Genomic DNA, 26,994 nt, shown 5'->3' with positions numbered 1-26,994 from the left:
CGCGGGGCACCAGCCCCGCAGCGTGCGGCGTCAGGGAGTCGGATCATGGAGTCAACGCAGAGCCAGCAGCAGGCGGCGCCCGGCGCCCTCACCGCCTTCGCCCGCTTCGTGCTCTGCGGCGGCGGAGTGGGGCTCGCCTCCAGCCTCGCCGTGGCGGCCCTCGCCTCCTGGATCCCCTGGGCCCTGGCCAACGCCCTGATCACCGCGGTCTCCACGCTCCTGGCCACCGAGTTGCACGCCCGCTTCACCTTCGGCGCGGGCAGGCACGCGAGCTGGAGCCAGCACGTACAGTCGGCGGGCTCCGCCGTGGCCGCGTACGCGGCGACGTGCCTGGCGATGCTCACCCTGCAGCAACTGGTCGCGGCGCCGGGCGCGTTGCTCGAACAGGCCGTCTTCCTGACGTCCTCCGCTCTCGCGGGCGTCGCACGCTTCGCGGTGCTGCGCCTCATCACCTTCACGAAGCGCCCCCACCCGAACCCCGTACTCCCCCTCCCGGCCACCCCCCGCACCCCCCTCACGCCCGCGACCCTCTGCTACGCCGCCTGACCGGCGGACAACCCCGCAGCCGCCACCTCGTGGCGGCCGCTGCCGCCGTACCGGCGAGCAGCGCCGCGGCGGCCATCCCCCAGCCGACGGGCGACCCGGCCGGTGCCCACGTCCAGTCCCACCACTCCGTTCCCGAGCTGAACCAGACGAGCGGGAGCGCCGACGCCACCGGCAGCGCCCAGGCGAGATGCTGTCCGAGCAGCCGCCGGGAGAGCAGGGCGAGCCCCAGCCACAGCAGCAGGGAGCGTACGAAGACGACCCCTGCGCCGGGCCCCGCGGCCACGCTCTCCGTGACGAAGGAGAACGCGCAGGCGAGGGCCGTCAGGGCAGCCCCGTATCCGCGACGGACGCGGGCGAACCGCGCTCCGGCGAGCGCCTCGAAGTCGTCCATCGGCCCGCTGAACGCGGCGGCCAGGAACACCGCGGCCAGCAGCGGGAGTTCCGTACGGAAGGGAACGCCACGCGTCTCGGTCCCGGCTCCGAACGAGGGGACGGGGACGAGCCATCCGCCCAGCACGGCCGACACCAGCGCCACGGCCGCCACGCCGGTCAGCACGGGCGCCGCGCGGCGGGTCCGGGCGAGCCGCAGGAGATCGGCGCGGGACGTCACTCCCCCTGTTCCCCGCAGCCGCGCAGGCTCCTGGCGAGCACGGCCCGCTGACGGGACGTCCACGCGCGCTGATCGGCCTCGGTCGCGCGGACGATCCGGCGCGCCGAACCCTGGGCCCCCTCGGCCCCGGACATGTGCAGCCCGTCGTCGGCTTCCCCGGGATCCACCCCCATGGCCCGGTACTCCAGCCAGAGGTCGATGCGGTCCGACGCCCGCCAGCCCCGCTCGTCACCGCCGGGAATCCGGCAGTCCCCGAAGCTCTGCCGCGACACCTCGACGGCCATGGCGATCGCCGCGGTCCGCACGTGCCCCTCGGTGATGTCGAAGCCCGCGTCACCCAGCCTCGTACGCCGCAGCCCGAACTCCCGGAAGGTCTCCGGCGTCCTCACCCAGTCCTGCGGGATACGCGACAACCGGTCGGCCATGGCGGTCAGTTCGGGCAGGTACCGGCGGTGCTCCGGCCATACGCACACCCGGGGCGCGTCCGCCCCGGCCTTCCGGCACAGCGGCTCGACGGCCGTCGACGGGCGCTCCACCTGGATCTCACTGCTGACGGCGACGCCCGCGAGCGTGGCGAGCGACGCCGCGGCGGCGGCCAGCACCGCGAGCCGCCCGGCGACGGTGGACCGCGGCCGGGGCAGGCCCCCGGACCGCCGACGGGGGTGCGGCACCAGAACGGCCAGCGCCGCCAGCGCCAGCGCGAAGGCCACGCGCACCGCCACCCGACCGGGGCGCAGCATCTGGTCCGGCGCCCCGGACAGCGCGGACCAGCCCCAGGGGTCGCCGACGCCCAGCATGAGAAGGAAGCCGCCCACCCCGGCCAGGACGGGGGTGAACGCCGGGGAGGGCCAGAAGCGGCCCGCCAGATGACCGGCCGCCGCGAACACGACGAGCGTCGCCGCGCCCAGCAGGAGGTAGGAGGGCCACAGGAACCCCGGCCCCGCGTCGGGGAAGGAGACCGCGGCCGCGACGGCGCAGCCGGAGCCGTACGCGGCGAAGCCGAGGGTCAGCGTCGCGGCGAGCCGCATGCTCTCCACCTGCCAGCCCGGACGCGCGGCACCGAGCACGGCCTCCGGCATGCCCGCGCGCGAACCGCGCCCGGCCTGCCAGGCCGAGACCGCCGCCAGAACCGTCCCGAGGAACAGGGTGACGACCTGCGCGGCGGCACTGGCCTCCGGCCACACCCCGATCCAGTACCGCTGCCGCCCGAACAGTACGAGCATGTCCACAGCGAGCAGCACCGGCAGCACGGCCAGCAGTGGCGAGCGCCGCAGCTCGATGCGGTAGACGCGCCACACGCTAAACCCCCTCCCGCTCCCCGAGCACGGACATGTACCCCCGCTCCAACGGGGTGTCCCCAGCAGCCCCCCACACCGCTTCCCCCGCCAGCCGCCCAGGAGTCCCCCGATAACGGACCCGCCCCTCACTCAGCACGGTCACCCCGTCACACACCGCTTGGACGTCCTCCACCAGATGCGTGCTCAACACCACGGCCGTCCCCTCCCGGGCCAGCGACCGGATGAGCCGGCGGAAGTCCAGCCGCTGCGCGGGGTCCAGCCCGACCGTCGGCTCGTCGAGCAGCACCAGCGACGGAGCCCCGACGATCGCCGCGGCGATTCCGGCCCGCCGCAGCATCCCGCCCGACAGAACCTTCATCCGCTCCCGCGCCCGGTCCTCCAGCCCCACCGCGGCGAGGGCCCGCCGCGTGGCGTCCCCCCTCGCCCGCTTGGGCACCTCCCGGAGCCAGGCGCAGTAGTGCACGAAGTCCTCGACGGAGAAGGCCGGGTAGTACCCGAAGTCCTGCGGCAGGGCCCCGATCCGCCGCCGCGCCCGGCGCGCGTCCCGCTCGGTACGGATCTCCTGCCCGAACAGCACGAGCCTGCCGTCACGCGGCGGCAGCAACGTGCTCAAGGTCCGCAACAGCGTGGTCTTCCCCGCCCCGTTGGGCCCCAGAAGCCCGGTGACCCCGGACGGCACCCCCAGATCAAGCCCCTCGATCACCGGCTCCCGCCCATACCCCTGCACAAGCCCGACGACCTGCGCGATGGCTGCGTTCATACGACGTACTCCGTGTGCGCGGGCGGTGGGCCCACCGCCATGACGGGCCCACCGCGTCCGGTCAGGTCGAGGTCAGCTCACTCGCGTCTTCCTGAGGTCGAATCGGCATTCGGCCGTGCTGAACTTGCCCCTGTATCCCGGGTCCAGGAATTCGCTGTCCCACTTGTCGGGCTGGCTCGCACAGTCGTACTTCACGCCGTACGTCCCCCCGCTGGCACTCTTGCAGTACGCGTGCCCCGTAGTGCTGTACCAGTACCCGCGGCAACCGTGGGTCCAGTTCCTCTCGTGCGAGGCGAAGGCCATCGGAGCGGTCAGCGCGATCACGGCCGACGCGGCAGCTCCCAGCGCACAGGTCTTGGCCGCGATCCCTAACTTCCGCCGTCTTTCCGGTGTGAGTGTCACGTGAACTCCTGAGCTCGTGGCAACGGTGGTTCATGACATGACCGGGTTGCACGGTGCAGCGCCACGTCGTCCGTACGACGGCAGCGCGCACCCGAGGGCGTGATGTCGTTCGCCGGAAATCGGCAGAAGGCATCGCTGGTCAGGCGATACCTGCAGAGCCCCCCGTTCGACACACGGCATTGCACGCCGTGGCGTCAGGCGATTGCCTTGAGTGACCATATGGGGGTGGTGTGAATCCTGTAAAGCCCCTGCGGTGACGCTGCGTTGATCATTCGGAACAGCTCACGGCTCAACACCGAAGGGCGGTGCCCCTCCCCCGAAGGGAAGGGACACCGCCCTCAGTTGGTGCGGGGTCGAGCGGGGGGACTCAGAAGTCCATGCCGCCCATGCCACCGGCGGCAGCCGCGTCGGCGCCCGCGGCGGCCTTCTCCGGCTTGTCGGCGATGACGGCCTCGGTGGTGAGGAAGAGCGCCGCGATGGAGGCGGCGTTCTGCAGCGCGGAGCGCGTCACCTTGGCCGGGTCGAGGATGCCCTCGGCGATCATGTCGACGTACTCACCGGTGGCGGCGTTCAGGCCGTTGCCCGGGGTGAGGTTGCGGACCTTCTCGACGACGACGCCGCCCTCAAGACCGGCGTTGACCGCGATCTGCTTGAGCGGGGCCTCCAGGGCCAGCTTGACGGCGGCGGCACCGGTGGCCTCGTCGCCCTCCAGCTCCAGCTTCTCGAAGACCGTGGCGGCCTGCAGCAGGGCCACGCCACCGCCCGCGACGATGCCCTCCTCGACGGCCGCCTTCGCGTTGCGAACGGCGTCCTCGATGCGGTGCTTGCGCTCCTTGAGCTCGACCTCGGTGGCGGCACCGGCCTTGATGACGGCCACGCCGCCGGCCAGCTTCGCCAGGCGCTCCTGGAGCTTCTCGCGGTCGTAGTCCGAGTCCGAGTTCTCGATCTCGGCGCGGATCTGGTTCACGCGACCGGCGACCTGCTCGCTGTCACCGGCACCGTCGACGATGGTGGTCTCGTCCTTGGTGATGACGACCTTGCGGGCGCGGCCCAGCAGGTCGAGACCGGCGTTCTCCAGCTTGAGGCCGACCTCTTCGGCGATGACCTGACCGCCGGTGAGGATCGCGATGTCGTTCAGCATCGCCTTGCGGCGGTCGCCGAAGCCCGGGGCCTTGACGGCGACGGACTTGAAGGTGCCACGGATCTTGTTGACGACCAGCGTGGACAGGGCCTCGCCCTCGACGTCCTCCGCGATGATCAGCAGCGGCTTGCCCGACTGCATGACCTTCTCCAGCAGCGGAAGGAGGTCCTTCACGTTGCTGATCTTGGAGTTGACGATGAGGATGTACGGGTCCTCCAGCTCCGCCTCCATGCGCTCCATGTCGGTGGCGAAGTAGGCGGAGATGTAGCCCTTGTCGAAGCGCATGCCCTCGGTGAGCTCAAGCTCCAGACCGAAGGTCTGCGACTCCTCGACGGTGATGACGCCTTCCTTGCCGACCTTGTCCATGGCCTCGGCGATGAGCTCGCCGATCTGGGTGTCGGCGGCGGAGATGGAGGCGGTGGAGGCGATCTGCTCCTTGGTCTCCACGTCCTTGGCCTGCTCCAGCAGCGCGCCGGAGACGGCCTCGGTGGCCTTCTCGATGCCGCGCTTCAGCGCCATCGGGTTGGCACCGGCGGCAACGTTGCGCAGGCCCTCCTTGACGAGCGCCTGGGCCAGGACGGTCGCGGTCGTCGTGCCGTCACCGGCGACGTCGTCCGTCTTCTTGGCGACCTCCTTGACCAGCTCGGCGCCGATCTTCTCGTAGGAGTCCTCGAGCTCGATCTCCTTGGCGATGGAGACACCGTCGTTGGTGATCGTGGGGGCGCCCCACTTCTTCTCCAGCACGACGTTACGGCCCTTGGGGCCGAGGGTGACCTTGACGGCGTCGGCGAGCTGGTTCATGCCGCGCTCAAGCCCTCGCCGCGCCTCCTCGTCGAAGGCGATGATCTTGGCCATGTGAAGTGGTCCTCCCGGACGGGATGGGATTTCTCCGGACCGCGCTGGCGCCCGCGACGGACGGTCTGCGACCCGGCGGTTCCTTGCCCCACCCGGCCTGCGGACCTCACCGACCCGGTCCTCTCTGTCACTCTCACGCGGAGAGTGCTAACGCCAATAATTAGCACTCGACCCCCCTGAGTGCAAGCGGCTCAGAGTACGTCCCGGAGCCCCCGGGCACAGCAGGAGGGGCCGCACCCCCTCGGGGTGCGGCCCCTCCTCTCAGTTCGCGCAGTCTGGTCGGCGCTCAGCCGGTCACGCGGACCATGTCCGCCTGCGGCCCCTTCTGACCCTGCGAGATCTCGAACTCGACCCGCTGCCCTTCATCCAGGGTGCGGTAACCGTCCATCTGAATCGCGCTGTAGTGGACGAACACGTCCGCACCACCGTCGACCGCGATGAAGCCGTACCCCTTCTCCGCGTTGAACCACTTGACGGTGCCCTGAGCCATTCCTAACTCCCCTATTACTGGCCCTTGCACGAGCCCGCACCTCGCGAACCCGGGTCAGACCTCACCCCCAAACCGGGACCAATCCGGAGGGGGCGTGCGCCGGAACGCGTCGACCGCCGCTGAATGTATCTGCACGGACGCCCTCCGCAACAGGTCAATCGGACGAGAATTCTGGGCACGGCCGATCGGATGATTCCCCTCAACTGCGCGGAAAGCAGGGCAAGTCGGGCCGGACATAGAGGACCTACACGACAATTAGCTCCCCGATTTCGGGCACAACTTGTCGCGGTCTCATATGCGTTCGGCAAACGCGCGGGAGGGACTCCCGTCACTCTACCGTCTCCTGAAACACGGAATCGCCCCTTCCGGCTCTGGGCCGGGAGGGGCGACTCCGTACCGTTCGACGTCAGTTGATCTTTTAGCTTCTAGCCGCCCGCGACCGCCGGAATGATCGAGACGCCCGCGCCCTCGGGGGTCGGCGTCTGCAGCCCCTGCTCGAAGCGGACGTCGTCGTCGTTCACGTACACGTTCACGAAGCGGCGCAGCTTGCCCGTGTCGTCGAGCACGCGGGCGCCGATACCGGCGTGGTTCTTCTCCAGGTCGGCCAGGACCTCGCTGAGGGTCGCGCCCTCGGCGCTCACCTCGGCCTGCCCGCCGGTGTAGGTGCGGAGGATGGTGGGGATCCGGACGTTCACGCTCATGCTTCTGCTTCCTCTCTCAAGGCGGGGACGGGGCTCAGGCCAGACCGGCGTCGCGGAACGCGTCCAGGCTGGGGCGGATGACGGCGGTGGGCCGCGACGACGGCGCCACGGCGTCCAGGGTCTTCAGCCCGTCCCCCGTGTTCAGCACGACCGTCGTGAGCGCGGGGTCGATCGCCCCGCTCTCGATCAGCTTGCGGGTGACGCCCAGCGTGACCCCGCCCGCGGTCTCCGCGAAGACGCCCTCCGTACGGGCCAGCAGCTTCATCGCGTCGACGATCTGCTCGTCGTTCACATCGTCCACCGCGCCGCCGGTGCGGCGGCAGATGTCGATCACGTAGGGCCCGTCCGCCGGGTCGCCGATGGCCAGGGACTTGGCGATCGTGTCCGGCTTCCTGACGGGACGGACCGCGTCGGTGCCGTCCTTGTAAGCGCGCGAGACCGGCGAGCAGCCCTCCGCCTGCGCGGCGAAGATCCGGACCGGCTTGTCCTCGACCAGCCCGAGCTTCACCAGCTCGCGCAGCCCCTTGTCGATCTTCACGAGCTGGCAGCCCGAGGCCACGGGGATCACGATCTGGTCCGGCAGCTCCCAGCCGAGCTGCTCGCAGATCTCGTACGCCAGGGTCTTGGAGCCCTCGGCGTAGAACGGCCGCAGATTGACGTTGGTGAAGCCCCAGCCCTCGCCGAGCGGGTCGCCGATCAGCTCGGAGCAGAAGCGGTTCACGTCGTCGTAGGTGCCGTCGATGGCGACCAGCTGGCCCCCGTAGACCGCGGCCATGACGACCTTGGACTGCTCCAGGCCGTCCGGGATGAAGACGCAGGAGCGCAGGCCCGCGCGGGCCGCCGCGGCGCCGACGGCACCGGCCAGATTGCCGGTGGAGGAGCAGGAGAGCGTGGTGAAGCCGAAGGCGCGGGCGGCCTCCAGCGCGATGGCCACCGGGCGGTCCTTGAAGGAGTGCGTCGGGTTGCCGGAGTCGTCCTTCACGTAGAGCCCGCCGGTGACGCCCAGCTCGGCGGCGAGGCGGTCGGCCTGGACGAGCGGGGTCAGGCCCGGGTTCAGATTCGGCTTCGCCGCGACGTCCGCGGGGACGGGGAGCAGCGGCGCGTACCGCCACATGTTCGACGGGCCGGACGCGATACGGGCGCGGAGCGCCTCGGGGTCGCCGCCCGGCAGCTCGTACGCCACCTCCAGCGGCCCGAAACACTCCAGGCACACGAAGCTGGGGCCGAGCGGGGTGCGGGTGCCGCACTCGCGGCAGGAGAGCGCCACGGCGGGACCGAGATCAAAAGTGGAGGTGGTGGAGGTGGTGGTGCTTTCCACTGCTTGCACAGCCATGGAGGCGAGGCCCTTTCTCCTCATCTTCCCCGTGGCGTATCTCGTCACGGGACGGAATTGGCACCGTCCCCACGCGGGGCCTCGCCGTCGGAAGAATGGCGTGGCTCGCGGGATGGTTGCCGGGGCTTCAACGGGCCGTTCCCTCTGCCCCTCTGGATGAGCTGCTATGGCGCTGACCCGCAGGCCAGGCGTTTGTCACACATCACCCGCGAACCCCGGCATGCGAGGTTCACGTGCGTTGTTCAAGACTGTAACCGACACCTCTGACCCTTGAGATAGTCGTCCGAACCGCGAGATGGATCACAGGAAGGCGGGCCCGTGCTCGACGAAGTGGGCCACTGGCTGCGGCGTCGCTCCTGGCGCGCCGCCGACCGGCCGCTCGACCAGCTCCTCGCCGCCAAGCGCCGCACCGGCACCACGGTCAGCGTGGTGCTGCCCGCGCTGGACGAGGAGGAGACGGTCGGCCGGATCGTCTCCGTCATCCGCCGCGACCTGTCCGCGCTCGTCGACGAGCTGGTGGTGATGGACTCCGGCTCCACCGACCGTACCGCCGAGGTCGCCGCGGCGGCGGGCGCCAAGGTGATCCACCGCGACGAGGTGCTGCCCCGGCTGGCGCCCAGCCCCGGCAAGGGCGAGGTGCTGTGGCGTTCGCTGCTGGCCACGCACGGTGACGTGGTCTGCTTCGTCGACGCGGACCTGCGCGAGTTCTCCGCCTCCTTCGTCTCCGGCATCGTCGGCCCGCTGCTCACGGACCCGGACGTCGCGTTCGTCAAGGCGATGTACGACCGCCCGCTGGACGGCGTCCCGGCAGGCGGCGGCCGGGTGACCGAGCTGGTGGCGCGCCCGCTGCTGAACCTGCACTGGCCGCGCCTGGCGGGGATCGTCCAGCCGCTCGGCGGGGAGTACGCGGCGCGCCGCTCGCTCCTGGAGCGCCTCCCCTTCCCGGTGGGTTACGGGGTGGAGCTCGCCCTGCTCATCGACGCCCTGGAGACGGCGGGCCTCGACGCGCTCGCCCAGGTCGACGTCGGCGTCCGCCACCACCGCCACCAGGACGGCCAGGCGCTCGGCCGGATGGCCGCGGCGATCTACGCGACGGCGGAGCGCAGGCTGCCCCAGGGGAGCGCCCGGGCCCGGAGCCTCACCCCGCTCACCCCGCTCACCCAGTTCGAGCGGGACGCCTCCGGCGCGTTCGTCCCGCGCGACCACGTCCTGGTCACGGAGGAGCGCCCGCCGATGCGCACCGTCCCGGAGTACGCGCCGCGCGGCACATACGTTTGAGTTCGAGGGCCGACGGCTAAGCTCCGCGCATGGCCGCTGGCGCAACTTCCCAGGTACTTGTGGCGTCCAACCGGGGCCCTGTGGCGTACGCGCTGGGTGCCGACGGCGGACTCGCCCCCCGGCGCGGCGGCGGCGGCCTCGTCTCCGGGCTCTCGGCGATCGGCCCCGAGGCCGGGGCGGTCTGGGTCTGCGCGGCGCTCGGCGAGGGCGACCGGGAGGCGGCCCGGCGGGCGGGGAAGCGACTGGCCCCCGAGGACACGGGCGGCCAGGCCGTACGGATGCTGGACCTCGCGCCGGACGTGTTCGAGGCCGCGTACCACGGCGTGGCCAACTCGGTGCTGTGGTTCGTCCACCACATGCTCTACGAGACGCCGCTGGAGCCGTCCTTCGACGCGGACTTCGCGCGGGAGTGGGCGGCCTACGAGGCGTACAACACCGCGTTCGCCGACGCGCTCGCCGAGGAGGCGGGGCACGGCGCCGCCGTCCTCGTGCAGGACTACCACCTCACGCTCGTCCCCCGGCTGCTCCACGAACGCCGGCCCGACCTGCGCATCGGCCACTTCTCGCACACGCCCTGGGCCCCGCCGGACTACTACCGGCTGCTGCCCGACGCGGTGGCCGAGGCGGTGCTGCGCGGAATCCTCGGCGCGGACCGCGCCGCGTTCCTGACCTGGCGCTGGGCGGAGGCGTTCGCGGAGTGCTGCGCGCGGGTGCTGGGCGCCGAGGTGCGGCGGGAGCCGTTCCGGGTGATCCACGAGGGCCGCACGACGGAGATCGGCGTGCACGGCCTCGGCGCCGACGCCGACTTCCTGCGCGAGCGCGCGCACCGCGACGACGTGGCGGAGCGGATGGCGCAGCTGCGCGAGCAGATCGGGTACGGGCCGGACGGTGCGGCGCGGAGGACGATCGTCCGCGTGGACCGCACCGAGCTGTCGAAGAACATCGTGCGCGGCCTGCACGCGTACCGGCGGCTGCTGGCCGACCACCCCGAGTGGCGCGAGCACGTCACGCACCTCGCCTTCGCCTACCCCTCGCGCCAGGACCTGCGGGTCTACCGCGACTACACGGCGGAGGTGGCGCGCGTCGCCGAGGCCGTGAACGAGGAATTCGGGGTCCCCGGCTGGACCCCCGTCCTCCTGCACGTCGAGGACGACTTCGCGCGCTCCCTCGCCGCGTACCGCCTCGCGGACGTCGCGCTCGTCAACCCGATCCGGGATGGGATGAACCTCGTCGCCAAGGAGGTCCCCGTCGTCTCCGACGAGGGCTGCGCGCTGGTCCTCTCCCGCGAGGCGGGCGCGTACGAGGAACTGCGCGAGGACGCGATCGAGGTCAACCCGTACGACGTGACGGCCACCGCCGAGGCGCTGGGCGCGGCGCTCGGCCTGGAGCGGTCGGTGCGCGCCGAGCGGACGAAACGGCTCGCGACGGCGGCCACGGCACTGCCGCCGACGCAGTGGTTCCTGGACCAGCTCGACGCCCTACGCGCCTGAGATCTCCTCCGCGAGCCCTTCCAGGAACGCGACGACTCCTTCGGGGCCCGGAACCAACAGGTCGGCCCGTGCGGCGAGTTCGGGCACGGACTCGCCCGTTCCGGCTGCCGAGCTGCACACCAGCAGCCCGTTCACCCCCTGCCCTCTCATCTCCTCGACCGCGTCGTAGGCGGCCAGATCGCCCAGATCGTCCCCCGCGTACGCGACGGAGCGCGCGCCCTTCTCCCGTACGAACTCCTTCAGCGCGGCGCCCTTGTCCGCGCCCGGCGGCCGGAGTTCGAGCACCATACGGCCGGGCTCGACGAGCAGCCCATGCCGCGCGGCGAGGCCTGCGAGGGGCTCCCGCAGGAGGTCGAGGACTCGGTCGGGGTCCGCCGTACGCCGCGTGTGCACGGCCAGCGCCCGCCCCTTGTCCTCGGTCCAGGTCCCCTCGGGGACGCCCAGCTCCGCGAGGAGCGGCGGCAGTTCGGCCCGTACGGCGGCGACGCCGGGCGGCGCGGGGGCGGCGTGCGCCTCGCCGGTGGCCGCGTCCCACCGCTCCGCGCCGTACGCGCCGAGCACGGTGAGGTGCGCGAGTGCGGCGACGCCTTTGAACCCCCCGTGGGCGACGGCCTCCTCGGCGGGGCGGCCGGTGATCACGGCGACGGCCCGCAGCCTTGGCGCGAGGCGCGCGAGCGCGGGCACGGCACCGGGGTGCGCCCGCGCGTCTGCGGGGTCCCCCACGATGGGCGCCAACGTCCCATCGAAGTCCAACCCAAGCACGGCTTCCCCGGGCCCCCGAAGCAACGCCCCCAGCCCTTCCCGCCCGACACCGGTCAGAGGCTCACCAATACCCATACCCAGAGCCTACGGCGCAAGCCCCAGCCCCTGCTTCTCCCTCGCCCCCTGCGAAGCTTGGGAAGTCTGCGCTTCTCCCTCCACCCCACAGCGCTTGGGAAGTCTGCGCTTCTCCCTCCGCCCCACAGCGCTTGGGAAGTCTGCGCTTCTCCCTCCGCCCCACAGCGCTTGGGAAGTCTGCGCTTCTCGCTCCCGCTGTGCTTGGGAAGTCTGCGCAAGGCGCAGGGTTGGCAAGCGCAGCCCACTTCGCCGGGTGCCCCGCGCAACGGGGCCGCGCCCGGGGTGCCCCGGGCTGTGCTTCGCGGGCTGCGGCCGCGTCGGGGCTGGGCGCGCAGTTCCCCGCGCCCCTTAGGGAAAAGGGGCTAGCCCCGAGGTGTCGTGACCGGTCGCGCCCACGCGGCGGAGCCGCACATCAGACACAGCCCCGCGCCCCTGAGGGAACAGGGGGCAAGCCCCGAGGTGTCGTGACCCGGGGCTAGCGTGTGCGGTCGCGGCGGGATTGGCGGCGGGCTCGGAGGCGATTGACCGTGACGGGGTCGTGGGCGAGGGCGCGAGGATCGTCGAGGAGCGCGTTGAGGAGCTGGTAGTACCGAGTAGGGGAGAGGCCCAGCCGCTCCCGTATCGCCCGCTCCTTGGTGCCGGGCGCCGACCAGCCCACCCGCTCCAGGGCGAGTATCGCCTCGTCCTGGTCGGACAGCCCCTGCCCCTGCTCGTTCATGCCTTCCAACGTACCGGGCCCTCCTGACGGGCCTACTCCGAGCGCTCCTCCGACTCCGCCGCCCGCTGGATGGCCCCGAGGACGGACGCCGGGTCGCCGCCGGGCTCGACGGCCTTGCCGATGTTCTTCTTGACGTCGGCGCTCGCCCGCGCCCAGGAGACCTTGCCCGCGGGGTAGAACTCGGCGTCCGGGAGCTGGTCCAGGAAGCGCCACAGCTCCTTGTGCCTGCGGTCGCCCCGCATCCGCTCGGTGGCCGAGGTGGTGACCGGCATCAGGTCGTAGCGGTCGGCGAACGCGTAGTGGTTCTTCTCCCGGTAGACGTAGTCGAGGAACTTACGGGCCTCCAGCCTGCGCCCGTTCTCCTTGAAGGCCATCATCCAGTCGGCGACGCCGAGCGTGGCCTCGGAGGGGCCGCCCTTGCCGGGGATGCGGCCGGTGCCGTACGAGATCTTGCCGCGGTCGGCCTGCTGCATGAGCGTGGGGTGGCCGTTGAGCATGCCGACGTCGCCCTCGCTGAAGGCGTCGAAGAGGGTCTGCCGGTCGATGCGGCCCGGCTTGCCGCCGGTGAGGCCGGGCTTGACCAGGTTGTCGCGGATCCAGGCGAAGGTGTCGATGTTGGCGGCGGAGTTGATCGTGTAGTTGCCGACGGTGTCGGTGTAGCCGCCGCCCCCGCCGAGCATCCAGATCAGCGTCTCGGCGGGTGCCTCCTCGCGCCCGAGCGGCAGCCCGTACGGGTACTTCACGCCCGCGTCCTTCAGCTTCGCGGCCGCCTCCTTGAGCGCCTTCCAGCTCTGCGGCGGGTCGTCGGGGTCGAGCCCGGCCTTGGCGAAGAGGTCCTTGTTGTAGAAGAGCAGCCGGGTGCTGGAGACGAACGGCAGCCCGTACTGGACGCGCCGCACCTCGCCCGCCTCGGCGAGGCCGGTGAGGAAGTCGGCCTGGACGGGGATCGAGAGCAGTTCGTTGGCCTTGTAGAGCTTGCCCTGCGCGGCGTAGTCGGCGTACGCGCCGATCTGGGCCAGGTCCGGGGAGTCGCCCGACTCGACCATCTCGGCGACCTTCCGGTCCACGTCGGACCAGCTGTAGACGGAGACGTCGACGCGGATGCCGGGGTGCTTCTTGGTGAAGGACGCGGCGAGACCCTTCCAGTACTTCTCGGAGCTGTTGTCGGCCGAGTCCCCGTAGTCGGCGGCGACGAGCTTGAGGGTCGCCTCGTCGGATCCCGGCCCGGAGTCGCACCCTGCCGCCGTCATCCCGACGGCACCGGCCGCGCCGGTGGCGGCGGCCAGGCTCAGGAATCGCCGTCGTTCCATCATTCCGATACCCCTCAAACCCCTGCCGTGACCTGGTGTCTCCCTGTCACGGGTCGTGCCGATCGTGCTGAGCGCCCGTAAATGTTCGATGTACGTTCACTTGCGCACTGTTGCGCGGTGTCGCGCGCCGAGTCTCTCTTGTGCGCCCTCATAGGTCTACACCAGTGTGCCCATCGACACGGAATCCTTCATTCCTCCCCCGCGCACGGGCACACCGCCGGAAAGATCCCCTGAAGTGGACTAGACCTATTCTGTCCTCTCGCGGGAGACTGCTACGTGTGAGTACCTCTGACTACGCCGCAGTCCCGTACGTCGTGGCCCTGGACGTGGGCGGCACCGGAATGAAGGCCGCCCTGATCGGCGCGGACAACGAGTTGCTGCACGAGGCGCGCCGGCCCACCGTGCGCGAGCACGGCCCGGAGGCGGCGGTCGAGGGCGTCCTCGCCTTCGCGGCCGAACTGCGCGCCCTCGGTGTCGAGCAGTACGGGACGGAGCCCCTGGCCGCGGGCGTCGCCGTGCCCGGCACCATCGACGAGGCGAACGGCGTCGCCGTCTTCTCCGCCAACCTCGGCTGGCGCGACGTGCCGTTCCGCGCGCTGCTGCGCGAGCGGTTCGCCGACGGCCGCCCCGCCGGGATGCCCCCGCTGCCCGTCGCGCTCGGCCACGACGTCCGTACGGGCGGCCTCGCCGAGGGCCGGATCGGCGCGGGCGAGGGCGTCGACCGCTATCTCTTCCTGCCGCTCGGCACCGGCATCGCCGGGGCCATCGGCATCGACGGCAAGGTCGAGCCCGGCGCGCACGGCGCCGCGGGCGAGATCGGCCACATCGTCGTGCGCCCCGACGGGCCGCCCTGCGGCTGCGGGCAGCGCGGCTGCCTGGAGCGGCTGGCCTCCGCCTCCGCCGTCGGCCTCGCCTGGGCCGAGGCGTGCGGCGACCCGCAGGCCACGGCGGCCGACGCGGCGAAGGCCGTCGAGTCCGGGGACCCCCGCGCCGTCGCCGTCTGGCGCGACGCCATCGACGCGCTCGCCACCGGCCTCGTCACGGGGCTCACCCTGCTGGATCCCCGCACACTGATCATCGGCGGTGGCCTGGCCGAGGCAGGCGACACCCTCTTCGTACCGCTCCGGGAGGCGGTCCGCGAGAAGGTCACGTTCCAGCCCCTCCCGGCCATCGTGCCCGCGGCCCTCGGGGACGCCGCGGGCTGCCTGGGCGCGGGTCTTCTCGCCTGGGATCTTCACTCCGCGGAGGTTGCGAGCCGATGACCAAGCGAACGGTGCTGACCGGGGCACGTGCGGTGCTGCCGGAAGGCGTGCGGGAGGACGGCAGACTCGTCGTCGAGGGCACCACCCTCGCCGCCGAATCCCCCGGCGGCGAGGGCGACGTCCTCGACCTGTCGGGCCACTGGATCGTGCCCGGCTTCGTGGACATGCACGTCCACGGCGGCGGCGGCGCCTCCTTCTCCGCGGGGACGCCCGAGGAGGCCCTGACCAGCATCCGCACCCACCGCGAGCACGGCACCACCACCATGGTCGCCTCCACCGTCACCGGCGACCTCGACGACCTGTGCCGCCAGGCGGCGGCGCTCAGCGAGCTGGCCGAGGAGGGCGAGCTCGCGGGCGTCCACTTCGAGGGACCGTTCATCTCCTGCGAGCGGCGCGGCGCCCACGACCCCTCGCTGCTGCGCGACCCCGACCCCGCGGACGTACGCAAGCTGCTCGACGCGGCGCGCGGCACCGCGAAGATGGTGACGCTCGCGCCCGAGCGCCCCGGCGGCCTGGAGTCGGTGCGGCTGCTGGCCGACAGCGGCGTCATCGCGGCCGTCGGCCACACCGACACGGACTACGACGGCACGCTGGAGGCCATCGAAGCGGGCGCGACGGTCGCCACGCACCTCTTCAACGCGATGCCGCCGCTCGGCCACCGCGCGCCCGGCCCGGTCCCCGCGCTCCTGGAGGACGAGCGGGTCACCGTCGAGCTGATCAACGACGGCACCCATCTGCACCCCTCCGTGCTGGAGCTGGCCTTCGACCGCGCGGGCGCGGGGCGCGTCGCGCTGATCACCGACGCGATGGGCGCCGCGGGCATGGAAGACGGCCGCTACCCGCTCGGCCCGCTGGAGGTCGAGGTCAAGGACGGCGTGGCCCGGCTGATCGAGGGCGGCTCCATCGCGGGCTCGACGCTCACGCTCGACTCCGCGTTCCGCCGCTCGGTGACCGTGGACAGACTGCCGGTCCCGGACGTCGTCCAGGCCATCTCCACCAACCCCGCACGCCTGCTCGGCGTCGACGACAAGGTGGGCACCCTGGAACCGGGCAAGTACGCGGACCTCGTCGTCCTGGACGAGGACTTCGCCCTGGCGGGCGTGATGCGACGGGGTGAGTGGGTGGTCCGCCCCCTTGGGGGCTGAGACGGAACTGCCCCTTGCGGAGCATCGCAGTCCGCGGCTTGCACGGTGGCTGAGCGCGCAGTTCCCCGCGCCCCTTCGGGGCGCCCCGAAGCGCCCCGCAGGGGCGGCTTCAGGGGCGCGGGGAACTGCGCGACCGGCCACGGCACCAGCCGCAGCCTGCGAAGCGCAGCGCGAGGCAGCCTCTGATCAGCCCCGATGCCGGGCACGGGCTAGAAGAGGCGCGGTCCCCCTGGCATGATCGCTCGGGCGTTCGCGAAAGAGCGCACGAAAGGTCGTCTCGGAGAGGACGGTGCGCAGCACGATGTTCCTGACGGTCACGCTCAACGCCGCGCTCGACCTCACGTACCGCGTACGGCGGCTGGAGCCCCACGCCTCGCACCGGATACGCGAGGTGACGGAGCGCCCCGGCGGCAAGGGCCTCAACGTCGCCAGGGTGCTGGCCGCGCTCGGGTACGAGGCGACCGTCACCGGCTTCGTCGGCGGCGGCACGGGCGCGGAGCTGCGCGGCCACCTCACCGAGGAGCCCGCGGCGTCGGGGGTGCGCGACGCGCTCGTCCCCGTGGCGGGCACCACCCGCCGCACGGTCGGCGTCGTCGACGAGACGACCGGCGACACCACGCAGTTCAACGAGCCGGGCCCGCACATCTCCCCCGCCGAGTGGACCGCCTTCCTCGGCGCCTACCGCGAGCTGCTGCGCGAGGACGTCCGCGCCGTCGCGCTCTGCGGCAGCCTGCCGCCGGGCGTGCCCGTGGGCGCGTACGCCGCGCTCGTGCGCGAGGCGCGCGCCGCCGGGGTGCCCGCGCTCCTCGACACGAGCGGCGAGCCGCTGCGCCGGGGCCTCGCCGCGCGCCCCGAGCTGATCAAGCCGAACGGCCAGGAACTCGCCGACATCACCGGCACCACCGATCCGCTGCGCGCGGCCCGCGGGGCCCAGCGGCGCGGCGCCCGTTCGGTGGCCGCCTCGCTCGGCGCCGACGGGATGCTGCTCGTCACCCCGGACGGCCTCTGGCACGCCGACCCGGTCGAGCGGCTGGCGGGCAACCCCACGGGCGCGGGCGACTCCGCCGTCGCCGCGCTGCTGTCGGGGCTCGCCGAGGGGCTGTCCTGGCGGGACATGCTGGCCCGCGCCGTCGCCCTGTCGGCCGCGACCGTACGGGCCCCGGTGGCGGGCGAGTTCGACGCGGATACGTACGCGCGGCTGCTCCCCCTGGTCCGGATCAGCGAACCGGAGGAGCCGGAAGCGCCGGCGTGAGATCGGGTCGCCGGGTCGGCCGTGGTCAGAACCTCAGTTCTTGACCCAGCCTTCCTTGAGCCAGAACTGGTCGAGGTTGAAGTTGCACTTGTTGCCGTCGCCGCAGGAGATCTGCACGCGGTTCCGGCCCTTCTCCAGGTCGACCCAGGCGAACGTCTTGGTCCAGCCCGCCTCCCAGTCGCCCTTCTTGGCGCCGGTGAAGTTCTTCATGCTGACGGGCCGGGGGATCTTCTCCCCGTTCACGGTCAGGGTCGAGTTGGCGTCCTCGCCGGGCACCCCGTAGCGCACGAAGACCGTGTACTTGCCGGACTTCGGGATGTCCTTCATGGTCCAGGTGACCGAGGCGCCGGTCTGGTTCATGCCGCCGACGTACGTGCCGCCCTTGCCCTGTGCCTTGGCGACGTCCTTGGCGGGCGCGGCTCCCCCCGCGAGCGTCGCGCCCGCGGCGTCCTTGCGCGGCGGCAGTCCGGTCTGCGGCGCGGGCTTCTTCTTGCCCTTGTCCTTGGCGTCGTCCTGGCCGCCCTTGTCCTTCTGCTCCTGGCCGCTGGGCTTCTCCGCGCCCTGCGCCGTGTCACCGTCGTCGTTGAAGACGATGGCCGCGCCGATGCCCGCGACGACGGCGGCGACGACCGCGATCGCGCCGATCAGCAGGCCGTTCCTGTTCCGCCTGGCGCCGCGCCCCTGGCCGCCTCCCGGACCGCCCGGGTGCCGCGCAGCCGCGCGCCCGCCGGGCATGGTCTCCGGCGCCGCGTAGTGCGCGTTGGGCTGCTGCGGGGGAACGGTCGGGGGCTGCGCCGGCGGCTGGTACGTCTGCGCCTGCGGGCCCCCGTACTGCCGCTCGCCGACCGCGCGCACCTGGTTGTACGACCGACGCGGGACGCCGGGCTGCTGGGCCGTCGCGCCCGTGCTGCCCTCTTGCCGGTACAGGTAGGCGAACGGGTCCTCGTCGCCCTCCGGCGCCGCCCCCGTGCCGTTGCTCTCGGCGGTCATCCCTTCACTCCCTACTGCGTCAGGTATCCGGCGAGCCTACCGCCCCCGGACTACCCGGACGCCTGCCCCAGAATGATCCACAAACCATCCACACGTGGCCGCAGGGGCCCAACGCGGGACTCATCGCAAGTTCACCTGGAGGCTACTGGTCCCGCGCCCCGGGCCCTCAACCCGCCCGGCGCTGCCCCTTCGACCGGGAGCGCTTCTCGACGTACATCCGCTGGTCGGCGGATTGCAGGATCTCCTCGGGCGTCATGCCGCAGGCCGCCCAGCCGATGCCGAAGCTGGCCCCGACCCGCACCGCGCGGCCGTCCACCCGGATCGGGGGGATGATCGCGTTCCGCAGGCGGACGGCGAGGTCCTGGGCCTCGGAGGGGCCGAGCCCGTCCGCGAGGACCACGAACTCGTCGCCGCCCATCCGGGCCACCGTGTCGTTGTCCCGCACGCCGCCGGAGAGGCGGCGGGCGACCTCGACGAGGACCGCGTCGCCGCTGTGGTGCCCGAAGCGGTCGTTGATGGACTTGAAGCCGTCCAGGTCGCAGAAGAGGACGGCGAGCCCCTTCTCCCCGGGCCCGTCGCCCTCCGGCGGCCTGGCGTGCACATGGTGGGGGTCGGGCCTGCCGCCGGGCCCGGACGCCGCCCCTGGCATGCCGGGACCGCCCACCGTGAACGGCAGCGCGCCGGGCGGCACGGGGCCCCCGAACTCCTCGGGGACCTCGACGCCGGGAAGGGAGCCGTCCACGGCGAAGCCGTCCGCGGCGTATCCGTCGTACCCCTCATAGCCCTCGTAGCCCTCGTACGCACCGGGGGCCGCGTGACCCGGGTGGCCGGGGTGGCCCGGGTGAACCTGGTGGCCCTGGTGGCCCGCGTGACCGCCGTAGGCGCCGTACGCCCCGTGCGGGTGGGCGTTGGGGTCCTGGGGCTGCCAGGCGCCCTCGTACCCATCCGAGCCGTCGTAGGGCACCTCCGGCCCCGGCCCGTAGCCCCGGGCCGCCTCGAAGGCGCCGAGGCCGGGGGTGCGGTCGTGGGTGCCCCAGCCGTGCCGGGCGTCGACGGCGCCCATCTCGTGGTTGCCCGCGGCCTCCAGGCGCGCGACGTCCGAGACGGCGGCGGTGCCGCGGCCCGGCTGCGCGCACAGGCGGCTGCCGAGCCGGGCGCGCAGCTCGGCGCTGTTGGGCAGCCCGGTGAGCGAGTCGTGGCTGGCGCGGTGGGCGAGCTGGAGCTCGTGCCGCTTGCGCTCCTCGATGTCCTCGACGTGGGTCAGCAGATAGCGCGGCCCGTCCGCCGCGTCGGCCACGACGGAGTTGCGCAGCGAGACCCAGACGTACGAGCCGTCGCGCCGCGCGAGGCGCAGCTCGGCCCGGCCGCCCTCGGCGGACGTACGCAGCAGGGTGCCGATGTCCTCGGGGTGGACCAGGTCGGAGAACGAGTACCGCCGCATGGCGGTGGCGGGGCGGCCCAGCAGGCGGCACAGCGCGTCGTTGATCCGCAGCAGCCGCCCGTGCTGGTCGCCGCCCATCTCGGCGACGGCCATGCCGCTCGGCGCGTACTCGAACGCCTGGCGGAAGCTCTCCTCGCTCGCGCGCAGCGCCTGCTGCTCGCGCTCCAGCCGGACCAGGGCCCGCTGCATGTTCGACCGCAGGCGGGCGTTGCTGATCGCGATGGCGGCCTGCGACGCGTACATCTGCAGGGCCTCGCAGCCCCAGGCCCCCGGCCTGCGGCCGTTGCGCGGCTTGTCGACCGAGAGGACGCCGAGCAGCTCGCCGTCCGACGCGTAGAGCGGGGCGAAGAGGCGGTCCATGGGGTGCCAGCCGTCGTTGTGCTGCGGCACGATGCCCGTCGCGTGCCACTGCGGCACGTCGTCGTCGTCGAGCACCCAGCCCTCGGTGTACGGGATGAAGCGGAGCGAGCCCCACTGCTCGCCCATCGTCAGACGGCGCTCCCAGGAGGCGCGGGAGCCGACACGGCCCGCCATCATCGCCTCGGCGGCCGGGCTGCCCGCCACGGCCGCGACGACGAGATCGCCGTCGGCCCGCACCAGGTTCACCGCCGCGATCTCGAAGCCCAGCCCCTCGACCACGCCGTCCGCCACGGTCTGGAGCGTGTCGGCCAGACTACGGGCGGTGTTGAGCTGCGCCACGACATGGTGCAACATACGCAGACTGGCGAGGCGGACATAGGGCTCCGACTCGGTTTCCATCGCCCTCCCCCTGAGCCTTGTACGTCATCTCCAGGTGCTCGCGGGACTTCGTCACGTCGCGGGTCCGACTGCCACGGCCACTGAATCACAGCGAGCTGTTCACCCGGTACACAGGGTCAACAATTAATGCCCTCTGTGACTCAAGTCACAACAGTGTGCTATCGGTTGACTGCGCCGCGCGGTCGGCAATCGAGACCGGAGCCGGAAAATCCGGTCGTAACCGCCTCGCATACCGCCCGTTTCACCCGCAATGCGACCGGTGGTCCTAGGCCCGGTCTGGTCCCCGAGCCCGATGCGGGCCCCGCGCGGAGATCGTTAGCGTGTACACGTGTCCCACCCAGTGCAGCAGCAGATGACGGCCCACGCGTCCCAGACCCACGTACCCCGGCAGATGCCCCATGCTGGAGGAGTGAGCGACGAGGAGTTCCGGGCCGCCATGGCACGGCTGGCGGCGGGGGTGGTGCTCGTCACCGTCCACGACCCCGACGAGGGCCCGCGCGGCGAGGACGTCGGCATGACCGCGACGGCCTTCGTCTCCGTCTCCCTCGACCCGCCCCTGGTGATGGTGAGCCTGCGCGACGGCTCCCGGATGGACGAGGTGCTGGAGCGCCAGGACCTCTGGGCCGTCTCGCTGCTGACCGAGGGACAACGACAAGCCGCCGGTCGCTTCGCAATGAAGGGGCGGCTCAGCGACCGGCTCCTCTTCCAGGACCTGCCGCACTCGCGCGGCACGGTCTCCGGCGCCCCCCTGGTCGACGGCGCGCTCGCCGCCGTCGAGTGCCGCACGGAGCAGCGCGTACGGGCCGGTGACCACACCCTGGTCATCGGCCGCGTGCTCGCCACGACCCGCACCGGAGGCGAGGGCGGCCCGCTCCTCTACTACCAGGGCCGCTACCGGAACCTGGGCTGACGCCTCTGGTCCCGGCTAGTCCCAGCCGCCGCCCGAACGGCCCCGCTTCACGTCGCCGCGGCGCTTCTTCTCGCGCAGCCTGCGCTCGTTGATCCCGCGCGGGATCCGCTTCTTGCGGCGGGGCGGCGGGGGCGGTGCCGTGGCCTCCGCGAGCAGCGCCGCCATGCGCACGGCGGCCGTCTCCCGGTTCCGCCACTGGGAGCGGTGCTCGCTCGCCCGTACGACGAGCACGCCGTCGACCAGGCGCCCCGCGAGCCGCTCCAGCGCGCGCCGCTTCCAGACCTCGGGCAGCGCCTCGGTCTTCGCGAGGTCGAGGCGGAGCTCGGCCTGACTGTCGCTGGTGTTCACATGCTGGCCGCCCGGGCCCGAGGAGCGCGAGAAACGCCACACCAGCTCGGCCTCCGGCAGGGAGACCGCACCGCGGATGACATAGGGACCGGACATGTGTCCATGGTCGCGTTCCGCGGCTCTCGCGTCACCCCGTTTTCCGGGCACGCACCGCCCCTGACCGGGCATCGCGACAGGGAAACGTAAAGAAGGCAAAGAAACCTGGAACCCGCCCGTCCCCCGGCTGCGTTGTGGAAGGTGTGAGGTCACGGGACCGGATCAAGGCATCGTGTCCCGTGGATCTCGCGACACCAAGGACCGACCCCCAGGAACACGACAAGAAGGGCTCCTCCCATGGCTGTAAGCCTGTCCAAGGGCGGCAACGTCTCGCTCACCAAGGAGGCACCGGGCCTGACCGCCGTCACGGTCGGCCTCGGCTGGGACGTCCGCACCACCACCGGCACCGACTTCGACCTCGACGCGAGCGCCATCGCCGTCACCGCCGAGGGCAAGGTCTACTCGGACCAGCACTTCATCTTCTTCAACAACAAGGCGACGCCGGACCAGACCATCGTCCACACCGGTGACAACGTCACGGGTGAGGGCGAGGGCGACGACGAGCAGATCAAGGTCAACCTCGCGGGCCTGCCCGCCGAGATCGACAAGATCGTCTTCCCGGTCTCGATCTACGACGCGGAGTCCCGCAGCCAGAACTTCGGCCAGGTGCGCAACGCGTTCATCCGCATCGTGAACCAGGCGGGCGAGGCCGAGATCGCGCGTTACGACCTGAGCGAGGACGCCGCCACCGAGACCGCCATGGTCTTCGGCGAGCTGTACCGCAGCGGCGCCGAGTGGAAGTTCCGCGCCGTCGGCCAGGGGTACGCCTCGGGTCTCGTCGGCATCGCCCAGGACTTCGGCGTCAACGTCTGAGGTTCGCGGACGGCGTCCGCGCCGTGACCGACGCGGGGTGGTGCTCTTGGGGGAGCACCACCCCGCTGACGTGTCCAGGCCCATGACACCATCGGGCCGTGCTCGACATCGGCTACTCGCTCTCCCGCCGCTTCCCCGACCCGCCCCAGACGGACTACCGCACGGCGGACGTACGGACGCTGCGGCACGATCTCTTCTGCGGCGACGTCTATCTCGCCGACACCGAGGCCGACCGCGAGCTGTCCACAGCGTGGGGATGGGTGCCCGTCCTCGACTTCGCGTGGGCGCTGTGCGACATCGCGGAGGAGCTCGACCGCGACCCCCTCGGCGCCCGCTCCCCCGGCCCGCACCGGGCCGAGCTGGACTTCACCGAGTCGGCGGACAGGCTGCGCTTCACGCGCCGCTTCGGCTGGGTGGACATCACGGCGGACTGGACCGCCTCCGACGAGCGCCCGCTCTCCTTCTCGCACAGCGAGCTGCGCCGCGAGACCCGTGACTTCCTCCGCGACCTGCTCGCGGACCTCACCGACATGCACGAGGGCCTGGACGCCAATCCGGCCGTCTGGGACCTGATGGCCCGCTTCCCCCGCGTCTGACGCCGCATCCGACCCCGCATCCGAGCGTCGGCCCCTCCGGAGTGCGCGCCCGCGCCCGCCTTCCTACGCTGGAGAGCGAACCGCACGAAGGTGGTGGGACCTCATGGGCCAGCCCCCCGAGGAGCAGCGCGAGCGGCGTGCCGAGGGCGAGATCCTCGCGCGCGTGAAGCAGCTCGTGGCCGACGAGCACCGGCTGCGCGAGCAGCTCGCCCAGGGCCGCGTGACCGCCGAGGAGGAGCACGAGGTCCTGGGCGGGCTGGAGCGCGAGCTGGACCAGTGCTGGGACCTGCTCCGCCAGCGCCGCGCGAGGCGCGACGCCGGGGAGAACCCGGCCGACGCGTCCGTGCGCCCCTCCTCGGAGGTCGAGGGCTACCTGTCCTGAGCCGCGCCCCCGGCGGCGCCGTCCCCGGCGGGGGACACCCGGACCAGCACCGTCCCGTGCGCGGGGACCTTGGCCGCTATCTCCCCCTTCGAGGTCCCGTCCTCGTGCTTCCACAGGTCACGGACCTTGTACGCGTCCGCGTCCGGGAGGCCGACGGCCTTCGCGGTCGTCGATATGGACTGCTCCTCGCCCGTCTCGTTGAAGAGCGCGACGGCACGGCTGCCGTCCTCCATCTCCTTGCCGACGACCCAGCGGCCGCCCTCCTGGGAGACGACGGCGCCCTGCTTGCCGAGCGGGTCCTGATCGACGGCGATGACCTCTTCGTTCTCCAGGATCTCCAGCGTCTCGTCGCTCGCCTTGCGCAGGTCGGAGCCGATGAGCAGCGGCGCGGCCATGATCGACCACATCGAGAAGTGCGTGCGGTACTCGGTGTCGGTCATGCCGCCGTTCCCGACCTCCAGCATGTCCGGGTCGTTCCAGGCGCCCGGCTTGGCGTACTGCGCCAGCGGCAGGTTCTGCTTCATGATGCCGAGCATGCTGTCCCAGTTGTCGGAGATGTCGCCGGTGGTGCGCCACAGGTGCCCGACGTCCCCGGCCCACTCCCAGGGCTTGTTCTCGCCCCACTCGCAGATGCTGTAGACGATGGGGCGGCCGGTCTTCTCCAGGGCCGCGCGCATCGTCTCGTAGCGGTCCTGGGCGGGGACGCCCTGGTTGTTGCAGTTGTCGTACTTGAGGTAGTCGACACCCCAGTCCGCGAACTGCTGGGCGTCGCTCTCCTCGTGGCCGAGCGCGCCGGGCATCCCCGGCTCCGTGTTGCACGTCCACGTCCCGGCGCTGGTGTAGATGCCGAGCTTGAGGCCCTTGGAGTGCACGTAGTCGGCGACGGCCTTGATCCCGTTGGGGAAGCGCTCCTTGTTCGGGACGAGCTTGCCCTCGGCGTCGCGGCCGGGCTCGGCCCAGCAGTCGTCGAGGTTCACGTACTCGTAGCCCTTCTCCTTCAGGCCCTTCTCGACGAACAGGTCGGCGATGCCCTTGACCATGTCCTCGTTGAACTCGGCGCGGCAGTGCGTGGAGTTCCAGTTGTTGAACCCCATGGGCGGGGTCTTGGCGAGCCCGTCACCGGGCGCGGAAGCAGCGGGGGCTGCGGGGGCCGGGTCCGACGCTGGTGCCGGTTCCGCTTGCGCGGGCACCGACAGCCCCAAGGTGCACAACAGGGTGAGGGCGAGCGTTCCTACCGCTCTCTTCATCCGTTCCTCCAACCTCGCTCGACACGCACATTGGACATGAACGCAACAAGTCCCCCCGCGAAGTCACCGTACGACCGTGTTCGCACGTGTGGAACCCTGCCGACAATTGTTTGTTTCCGTTGCCTCTGGAGACTCTTACTCCACCCGCACCCCGATCTGCGCCGCGAACGCGGGCGCCAGCTCCATGAGCTGGGCCGGACTGATCACCGCGCCCGCCAGCCGGTCCACCCCCGTCGCGATCTCCAGCTCCGTCACCCCGCGCAGGTCCACATCCTTGAGCGTGACCTGCCCGAACTCCGCCCGGCGCAGCACGCAGTCGACGAACGTCACCCGCTCCAGCACCGCCCCGCCGAAGTCCGGCTCGACGAGCACGCACCCCTCGAACGTGACGTCCCTGAGCTTCGCCTGACGCAGATTCAGGAAGTCCGCCTTCCCGCCCCGCACCAGCACTCGGTTCAGCCGCGCCCCGTGCAGCTGCGTCCCGCCCAGCCGCGCGTCGCGCAGCTCCACGTCCCGCAGCTCGGCCCCGGCCAGGCGCGTGCCGACGCCCCACACGCCGTCCAGCACCGAATCGAGCACCCGGGCCCGCTCCAGCCCCGCCTCGTCCAGCCCGCAGTGGTAGATCCCGCAGTCGAGGAAGGTCGCCCCCGCGGCCTCCGCACCGCCCAGGTCGAGATCCTCGAAACCCACCCCGTCGTAGTCCCCGTCGGGCTCCAGGCCCGCGCCACCCCTTCCCTCGTGCCCCTCGTACGGCCGCAGCTCGGGCAGCCCGATCTCCGGCCGCCGCGCCTCACGTACCCCCGCCGCTCCACTCGCCTTCGCCATCCACCCATGCTGCACCGCACCACTGACATCGCCCGGGACGGCCTCCGGCACCCCTTGACTTGAACGTAACTTCAAGTAGCAGACTCACACACGCCACCTGCCGCGCCGACCACGAGGAGCCCTCATGCACGCCGCCCGTCTGCACGCCTTCGGCCCCGCCGGGAACCTCACGTACGAGGAGGCCCCCGACCCCGTGCCCGGCCCTGGGCAGGTCCGGATCGCCGTGGAGGCGGCGGGCGTCCACCTCATCGACTCCGTCCTGCGCGCGGGACGGCAGCTGGGCCCCTTCCCGCTCCCCGAGCTGCCGACGATCCCCGGCCGCGAGGTCGCGGGCACCGTCGACGCGCTCGGCGAGGGCACCGACGCGAGCTGGCTCGGCCGCCGCGTCACCGTCCACCTGGGCCAGGTCCCGGGCGGCTACGCCGAGTTGGCGGTCGCCGACGCCGCCGCGCTCCACCCCGTACCGGACGCGCTCTCCGCGCCCGCCGCCGTCGCCATGATCGGCACCGGCCGTACGGTCATGGGCGTGCTCCGGTCGGCGCGGATCGCCCCCGAGGACACGGTCCTGGTCCTCGCGGCCGCGGGCGGCATGGGCGCGCTCCTCGCGCAGTACGCCAAGCACCGCGGCGCCTTCGTCGTCGGCGCGGCGGGCGGCGAGGCCAAGACCGCCCTCGTCCGCGAGCTCGACGTCGACCTGGCCGTCGACTACGCCCGCGCGGGCTGGGCGGACCGCGTACGGGCCGAGCTGGGCGGCGACCGCCCCGTCACCCAGCTCTTCGACAGCCCCGGCGGCGTCCTCGCCCGTACGGCGCTCGACCTGCTCGCCCCCGGCGGCGTCCACCACGCCTACGGCGGCTCGTCGTCCCTCGTCTCCGACGACGCGACCCCCGCCCTCACCGACGAGGAGCTGAGCGCCCGCGGCATCACCGTCCAGCCGCTGCCCGCCGCCCTGGTCCAGGGGCACAAGCGCGAGCTGGAGGAGGAGTCCCTCGCGCTCGCGGCGAAGGGCGTCCTGGTGCCGCTCGTCAGCACGTACCGCCTCGCGGAGGCGGCGGAGGCCCACGCGGCACTGGAGTCCCGGGCGACGACGGGCAAGGTGGTCCTGGTCCCGTAGACGTCCCGTGATCGTCGCGTAAGCGGAACTCGGGGTCCCGCCCCA

Annotated in this window: 25 protein-coding genes, 1 pseudogene and 1 riboswitch; of the genes and pseudogenes, 11 read left to right on the top strand and 15 right to left on the bottom strand. The window is 72.2% G+C overall.

Annotated elements, in window-relative coordinates; genetic code table 11:
* Positions 1 to 45: 45 nt before the first annotated feature.
* Entirely contained in the window at positions 46 to 546 is a 501-nt protein-coding gene (locus tag ACGF3A_RS12715) for a hypothetical protein (protein ID WP_393728718.1), read from the top strand.
* Here ACGF3A_RS12715 and ACGF3A_RS12710 read toward each other — a convergent pair.
* The 7 genes from ACGF3A_RS12710 to thrC form a co-directional block, all read right to left on the bottom strand.
* On the bottom strand, positions 515 to 1,156 hold the full coding sequence (locus ACGF3A_RS12710; protein ID WP_393728716.1) for a hypothetical protein: 642 nt from the start codon (positions 1,154 to 1,156) through the stop codon (positions 515 to 517). The genes ACGF3A_RS12715 and ACGF3A_RS12710 overlap by 32 nt on opposite strands.
* Positions 1,153 to 2,454, bottom strand: a complete 1,302-nt coding sequence (locus tag ACGF3A_RS12705; protein ID WP_393728714.1) for an ABC transporter permease — start codon at positions 2,452 to 2,454, stop codon at positions 1,153 to 1,155. Before ACGF3A_RS12705 ends, ACGF3A_RS12710 begins: the two co-directional genes overlap by 4 nt.
* 1 nt (position 2,455) lies before the next feature.
* Positions 2,456 to 3,214 (bottom strand): ATP-binding cassette domain-containing protein, encoded by a 759-nt coding sequence (locus ACGF3A_RS12700; RefSeq protein ID WP_393728712.1) that lies wholly within the window; start codon positions 3,212 to 3,214, stop codon positions 2,456 to 2,458.
* Between the two features lie 769 nt (positions 3,215 to 3,983).
* Complete coding sequence (gene groL, locus ACGF3A_RS12695; RefSeq protein ID WP_393728710.1) at positions 3,984 to 5,612, bottom strand: chaperonin GroEL; 1,629 nt, start codon at positions 5,610 to 5,612, stop codon at positions 3,984 to 3,986.
* Between the two features lie 286 nt (positions 5,613 to 5,898).
* A complete protein-coding gene (locus ACGF3A_RS12690; protein ID WP_016472377.1) occupies positions 5,899 to 6,102 on the bottom strand; it encodes a cold-shock protein in 204 nt (67 codons plus the stop codon).
* Positions 6,103 to 6,527: 425 nt separating this feature from the next.
* The gene (locus tag ACGF3A_RS12685) at positions 6,528 to 6,803 is read right to left on the bottom strand and encodes a MoaD/ThiS family protein (protein WP_393728707.1); all 276 of its coding nucleotides are present in this window, start codon (positions 6,801 to 6,803) and stop codon (positions 6,528 to 6,530) included.
* Between the two features lie 34 nt (positions 6,804 to 6,837).
* Complete coding sequence (gene thrC, locus ACGF3A_RS12680) at positions 6,838 to 8,136, bottom strand: threonine synthase (protein WP_393728705.1); 1,299 nt, start codon at positions 8,134 to 8,136, stop codon at positions 6,838 to 6,840.
* Positions 8,137 to 8,153: 17 nt separating this feature from the next.
* Positions 8,154 to 8,299: riboswitch (SAM riboswitch) on the bottom strand.
* Between the two features lie 155 nt (positions 8,300 to 8,454).
* Here thrC and ACGF3A_RS12675 point away from each other — a divergent pair.
* Positions 8,455 to 9,414 (top strand): glucosyl-3-phosphoglycerate synthase, encoded by a 960-nt coding sequence (locus ACGF3A_RS12675; RefSeq protein WP_393728703.1) that lies wholly within the window; start codon positions 8,455 to 8,457, stop codon positions 9,412 to 9,414.
* A gap of 29 nt (positions 9,415 to 9,443) precedes the next feature.
* Entirely contained in the window at positions 9,444 to 10,904 is a 1,461-nt protein-coding gene (locus ACGF3A_RS12670; RefSeq protein WP_393728702.1) for a trehalose-6-phosphate synthase, read from the top strand.
* Here ACGF3A_RS12670 and otsB read toward each other — a convergent pair.
* From otsB to ACGF3A_RS12655, 3 genes are all read right to left on the bottom strand, one after another.
* Positions 10,893 to 11,741 (bottom strand): trehalose-phosphatase, encoded by an 849-nt coding sequence (gene otsB / locus ACGF3A_RS12665; RefSeq protein WP_393728700.1) that lies wholly within the window; start codon positions 11,739 to 11,741, stop codon positions 10,893 to 10,895. The genes ACGF3A_RS12670 and otsB overlap by 12 nt on opposite strands.
* A 475-nt stretch (positions 11,742 to 12,216) precedes the next feature.
* Positions 12,217 to 12,459 (bottom strand): DUF3263 domain-containing protein, encoded by a 243-nt coding sequence (locus tag ACGF3A_RS12660; protein WP_393728699.1) that lies wholly within the window; start codon positions 12,457 to 12,459, stop codon positions 12,217 to 12,219.
* Between the two features lie 32 nt (positions 12,460 to 12,491).
* Entirely contained in the window at positions 12,492 to 13,769 is a 1,278-nt protein-coding gene (locus ACGF3A_RS12655) for an extracellular solute-binding protein (RefSeq protein ID WP_393728697.1), read from the bottom strand.
* A 341-nt stretch (positions 13,770 to 14,110) separates the two neighbouring features.
* On the opposite strand from ACGF3A_RS12655, the gene ACGF3A_RS12650 reads away from it, so the two are divergent.
* The 3 genes from ACGF3A_RS12650 to ACGF3A_RS12640 all read left to right on the top strand — a co-directional run bounded on the left by ACGF3A_RS12650 (position 14,111) and on the right by ACGF3A_RS12640 (position 17,428).
* Positions 14,111 to 15,031, top strand: coding sequence for an ROK family protein (locus ACGF3A_RS12650; RefSeq protein WP_393729119.1), 921 nt, complete (start codon positions 14,111 to 14,113; stop codon positions 15,029 to 15,031).
* Positions 15,028 to 16,176: an N-acetylglucosamine-6-phosphate deacetylase gene (nagA, locus tag ACGF3A_RS12645; protein ID WP_393728695.1), complete on the top strand. Its 1,149-nt coding sequence runs from the start codon at positions 15,028 to 15,030 to the stop codon at positions 16,174 to 16,176. The genes ACGF3A_RS12650 and nagA overlap by 4 nt, the downstream gene beginning before the upstream one ends.
* Positions 16,177 to 16,477: 301 nt before the next feature.
* Positions 16,478 to 17,428: a 1-phosphofructokinase family hexose kinase gene (locus tag ACGF3A_RS12640; RefSeq protein WP_393729117.1), complete on the top strand. Its 951-nt coding sequence runs from the start codon at positions 16,478 to 16,480 to the stop codon at positions 17,426 to 17,428.
* Positions 17,429 to 17,461: 33 nt separating this feature from the next.
* Here the strand turns inward: ACGF3A_RS12640 and ACGF3A_RS12635 are convergent, their stop codons facing one another.
* Positions 17,462 to 18,418, bottom strand: coding sequence for a hypothetical protein (locus tag ACGF3A_RS12635; RefSeq protein ID WP_393728693.1), 957 nt, complete (start codon positions 18,416 to 18,418; stop codon positions 17,462 to 17,464).
* A gap of 166 nt (positions 18,419 to 18,584) precedes the next feature.
* Positions 18,585 to 20,618 (bottom strand): diguanylate cyclase domain-containing protein, encoded by a 2,034-nt coding sequence (locus ACGF3A_RS12630; RefSeq protein ID WP_393728692.1) that lies wholly within the window; start codon positions 20,616 to 20,618, stop codon positions 18,585 to 18,587.
* Positions 20,619 to 20,970: 352 nt separating this feature from the next.
* Here ACGF3A_RS12630 and ACGF3A_RS12625 point away from each other — a divergent pair, with 352 nt between their 5' ends.
* The gene (locus tag ACGF3A_RS12625) at positions 20,971 to 21,528 is read left to right on the top strand and encodes a flavin reductase family protein (protein WP_393729115.1); all 558 of its coding nucleotides are present in this window, start codon (positions 20,971 to 20,973) and stop codon (positions 21,526 to 21,528) included.
* 15 nt (positions 21,529 to 21,543) lie between these two features.
* Here ACGF3A_RS12625 and arfB read toward each other — a convergent pair whose 3' ends face one another.
* Positions 21,544 to 21,972 carry an alternative ribosome rescue aminoacyl-tRNA hydrolase ArfB gene (arfB, locus tag ACGF3A_RS12620; RefSeq protein ID WP_393728690.1) on the bottom strand — a complete coding sequence of 143 codons (429 nt, stop codon included), beginning with the start codon at positions 21,970 to 21,972 and terminating at the stop codon, positions 21,544 to 21,546.
* Positions 21,973 to 22,209: 237 nt separating this feature from the next.
* Here arfB and ACGF3A_RS12615 point away from each other — a divergent pair, with 237 nt between their 5' ends.
* From ACGF3A_RS12615 to ACGF3A_RS12605, 3 genes are all read left to right on the top strand, one after another.
* Positions 22,210 to 22,785, top strand: coding sequence for a TerD family protein (locus tag ACGF3A_RS12615; RefSeq protein WP_393728688.1), 576 nt, complete (start codon positions 22,210 to 22,212; stop codon positions 22,783 to 22,785).
* A gap of 98 nt (positions 22,786 to 22,883) precedes the next feature.
* Positions 22,884 to 23,381, top strand: a complete 498-nt coding sequence (locus tag ACGF3A_RS12610) for a hypothetical protein (protein WP_393728686.1) — start codon at positions 22,884 to 22,886, stop codon at positions 23,379 to 23,381.
* 103 nt (positions 23,382 to 23,484) lie between these two features.
* Positions 23,485 to 23,763: a DUF2630 family protein gene (locus ACGF3A_RS12605; RefSeq protein ID WP_393728684.1), complete on the top strand. Its 279-nt coding sequence runs from the start codon at positions 23,485 to 23,487 to the stop codon at positions 23,761 to 23,763.
* A 14-nt stretch (positions 23,764 to 23,777) separates the two neighbouring features.
* Here ACGF3A_RS12605 and ACGF3A_RS12600 read toward each other — a convergent pair.
* Positions 23,778 to 25,010, bottom strand: a pseudogene (locus ACGF3A_RS12600) (glycoside hydrolase family 27 protein); the annotation flags it as partial.
* A 135-nt stretch (positions 25,011 to 25,145) separates the two neighbouring features.
* Positions 25,146 to 25,835, bottom strand: coding sequence for a pentapeptide repeat-containing protein (locus ACGF3A_RS12595; protein ID WP_393728682.1), 690 nt, complete (start codon positions 25,833 to 25,835; stop codon positions 25,146 to 25,148).
* 124 nt (positions 25,836 to 25,959) lie between these two features.
* Between ACGF3A_RS12595 and ACGF3A_RS12590 the strand changes: the two genes are divergently transcribed.
* Complete coding sequence (locus ACGF3A_RS12590; RefSeq protein WP_393728680.1) at positions 25,960 to 26,949, top strand: zinc-binding dehydrogenase; 990 nt, start codon at positions 25,960 to 25,962, stop codon at positions 26,947 to 26,949.
* Positions 26,950 to 26,994 lie beyond the last annotated feature (45 nt).

It is taken from the genome of Streptomyces sp. NPDC048172, from assembly GCF_043202595.1.
Classification (GTDB): Bacteria; Actinomycetota; Actinomycetes; order Streptomycetales; family Streptomycetaceae; genus Streptomyces.
The sequence above is the reverse complement of the archived record's forward strand: the minus strand, read 5'-3'. Positions and strand labels throughout refer to the sequence as shown.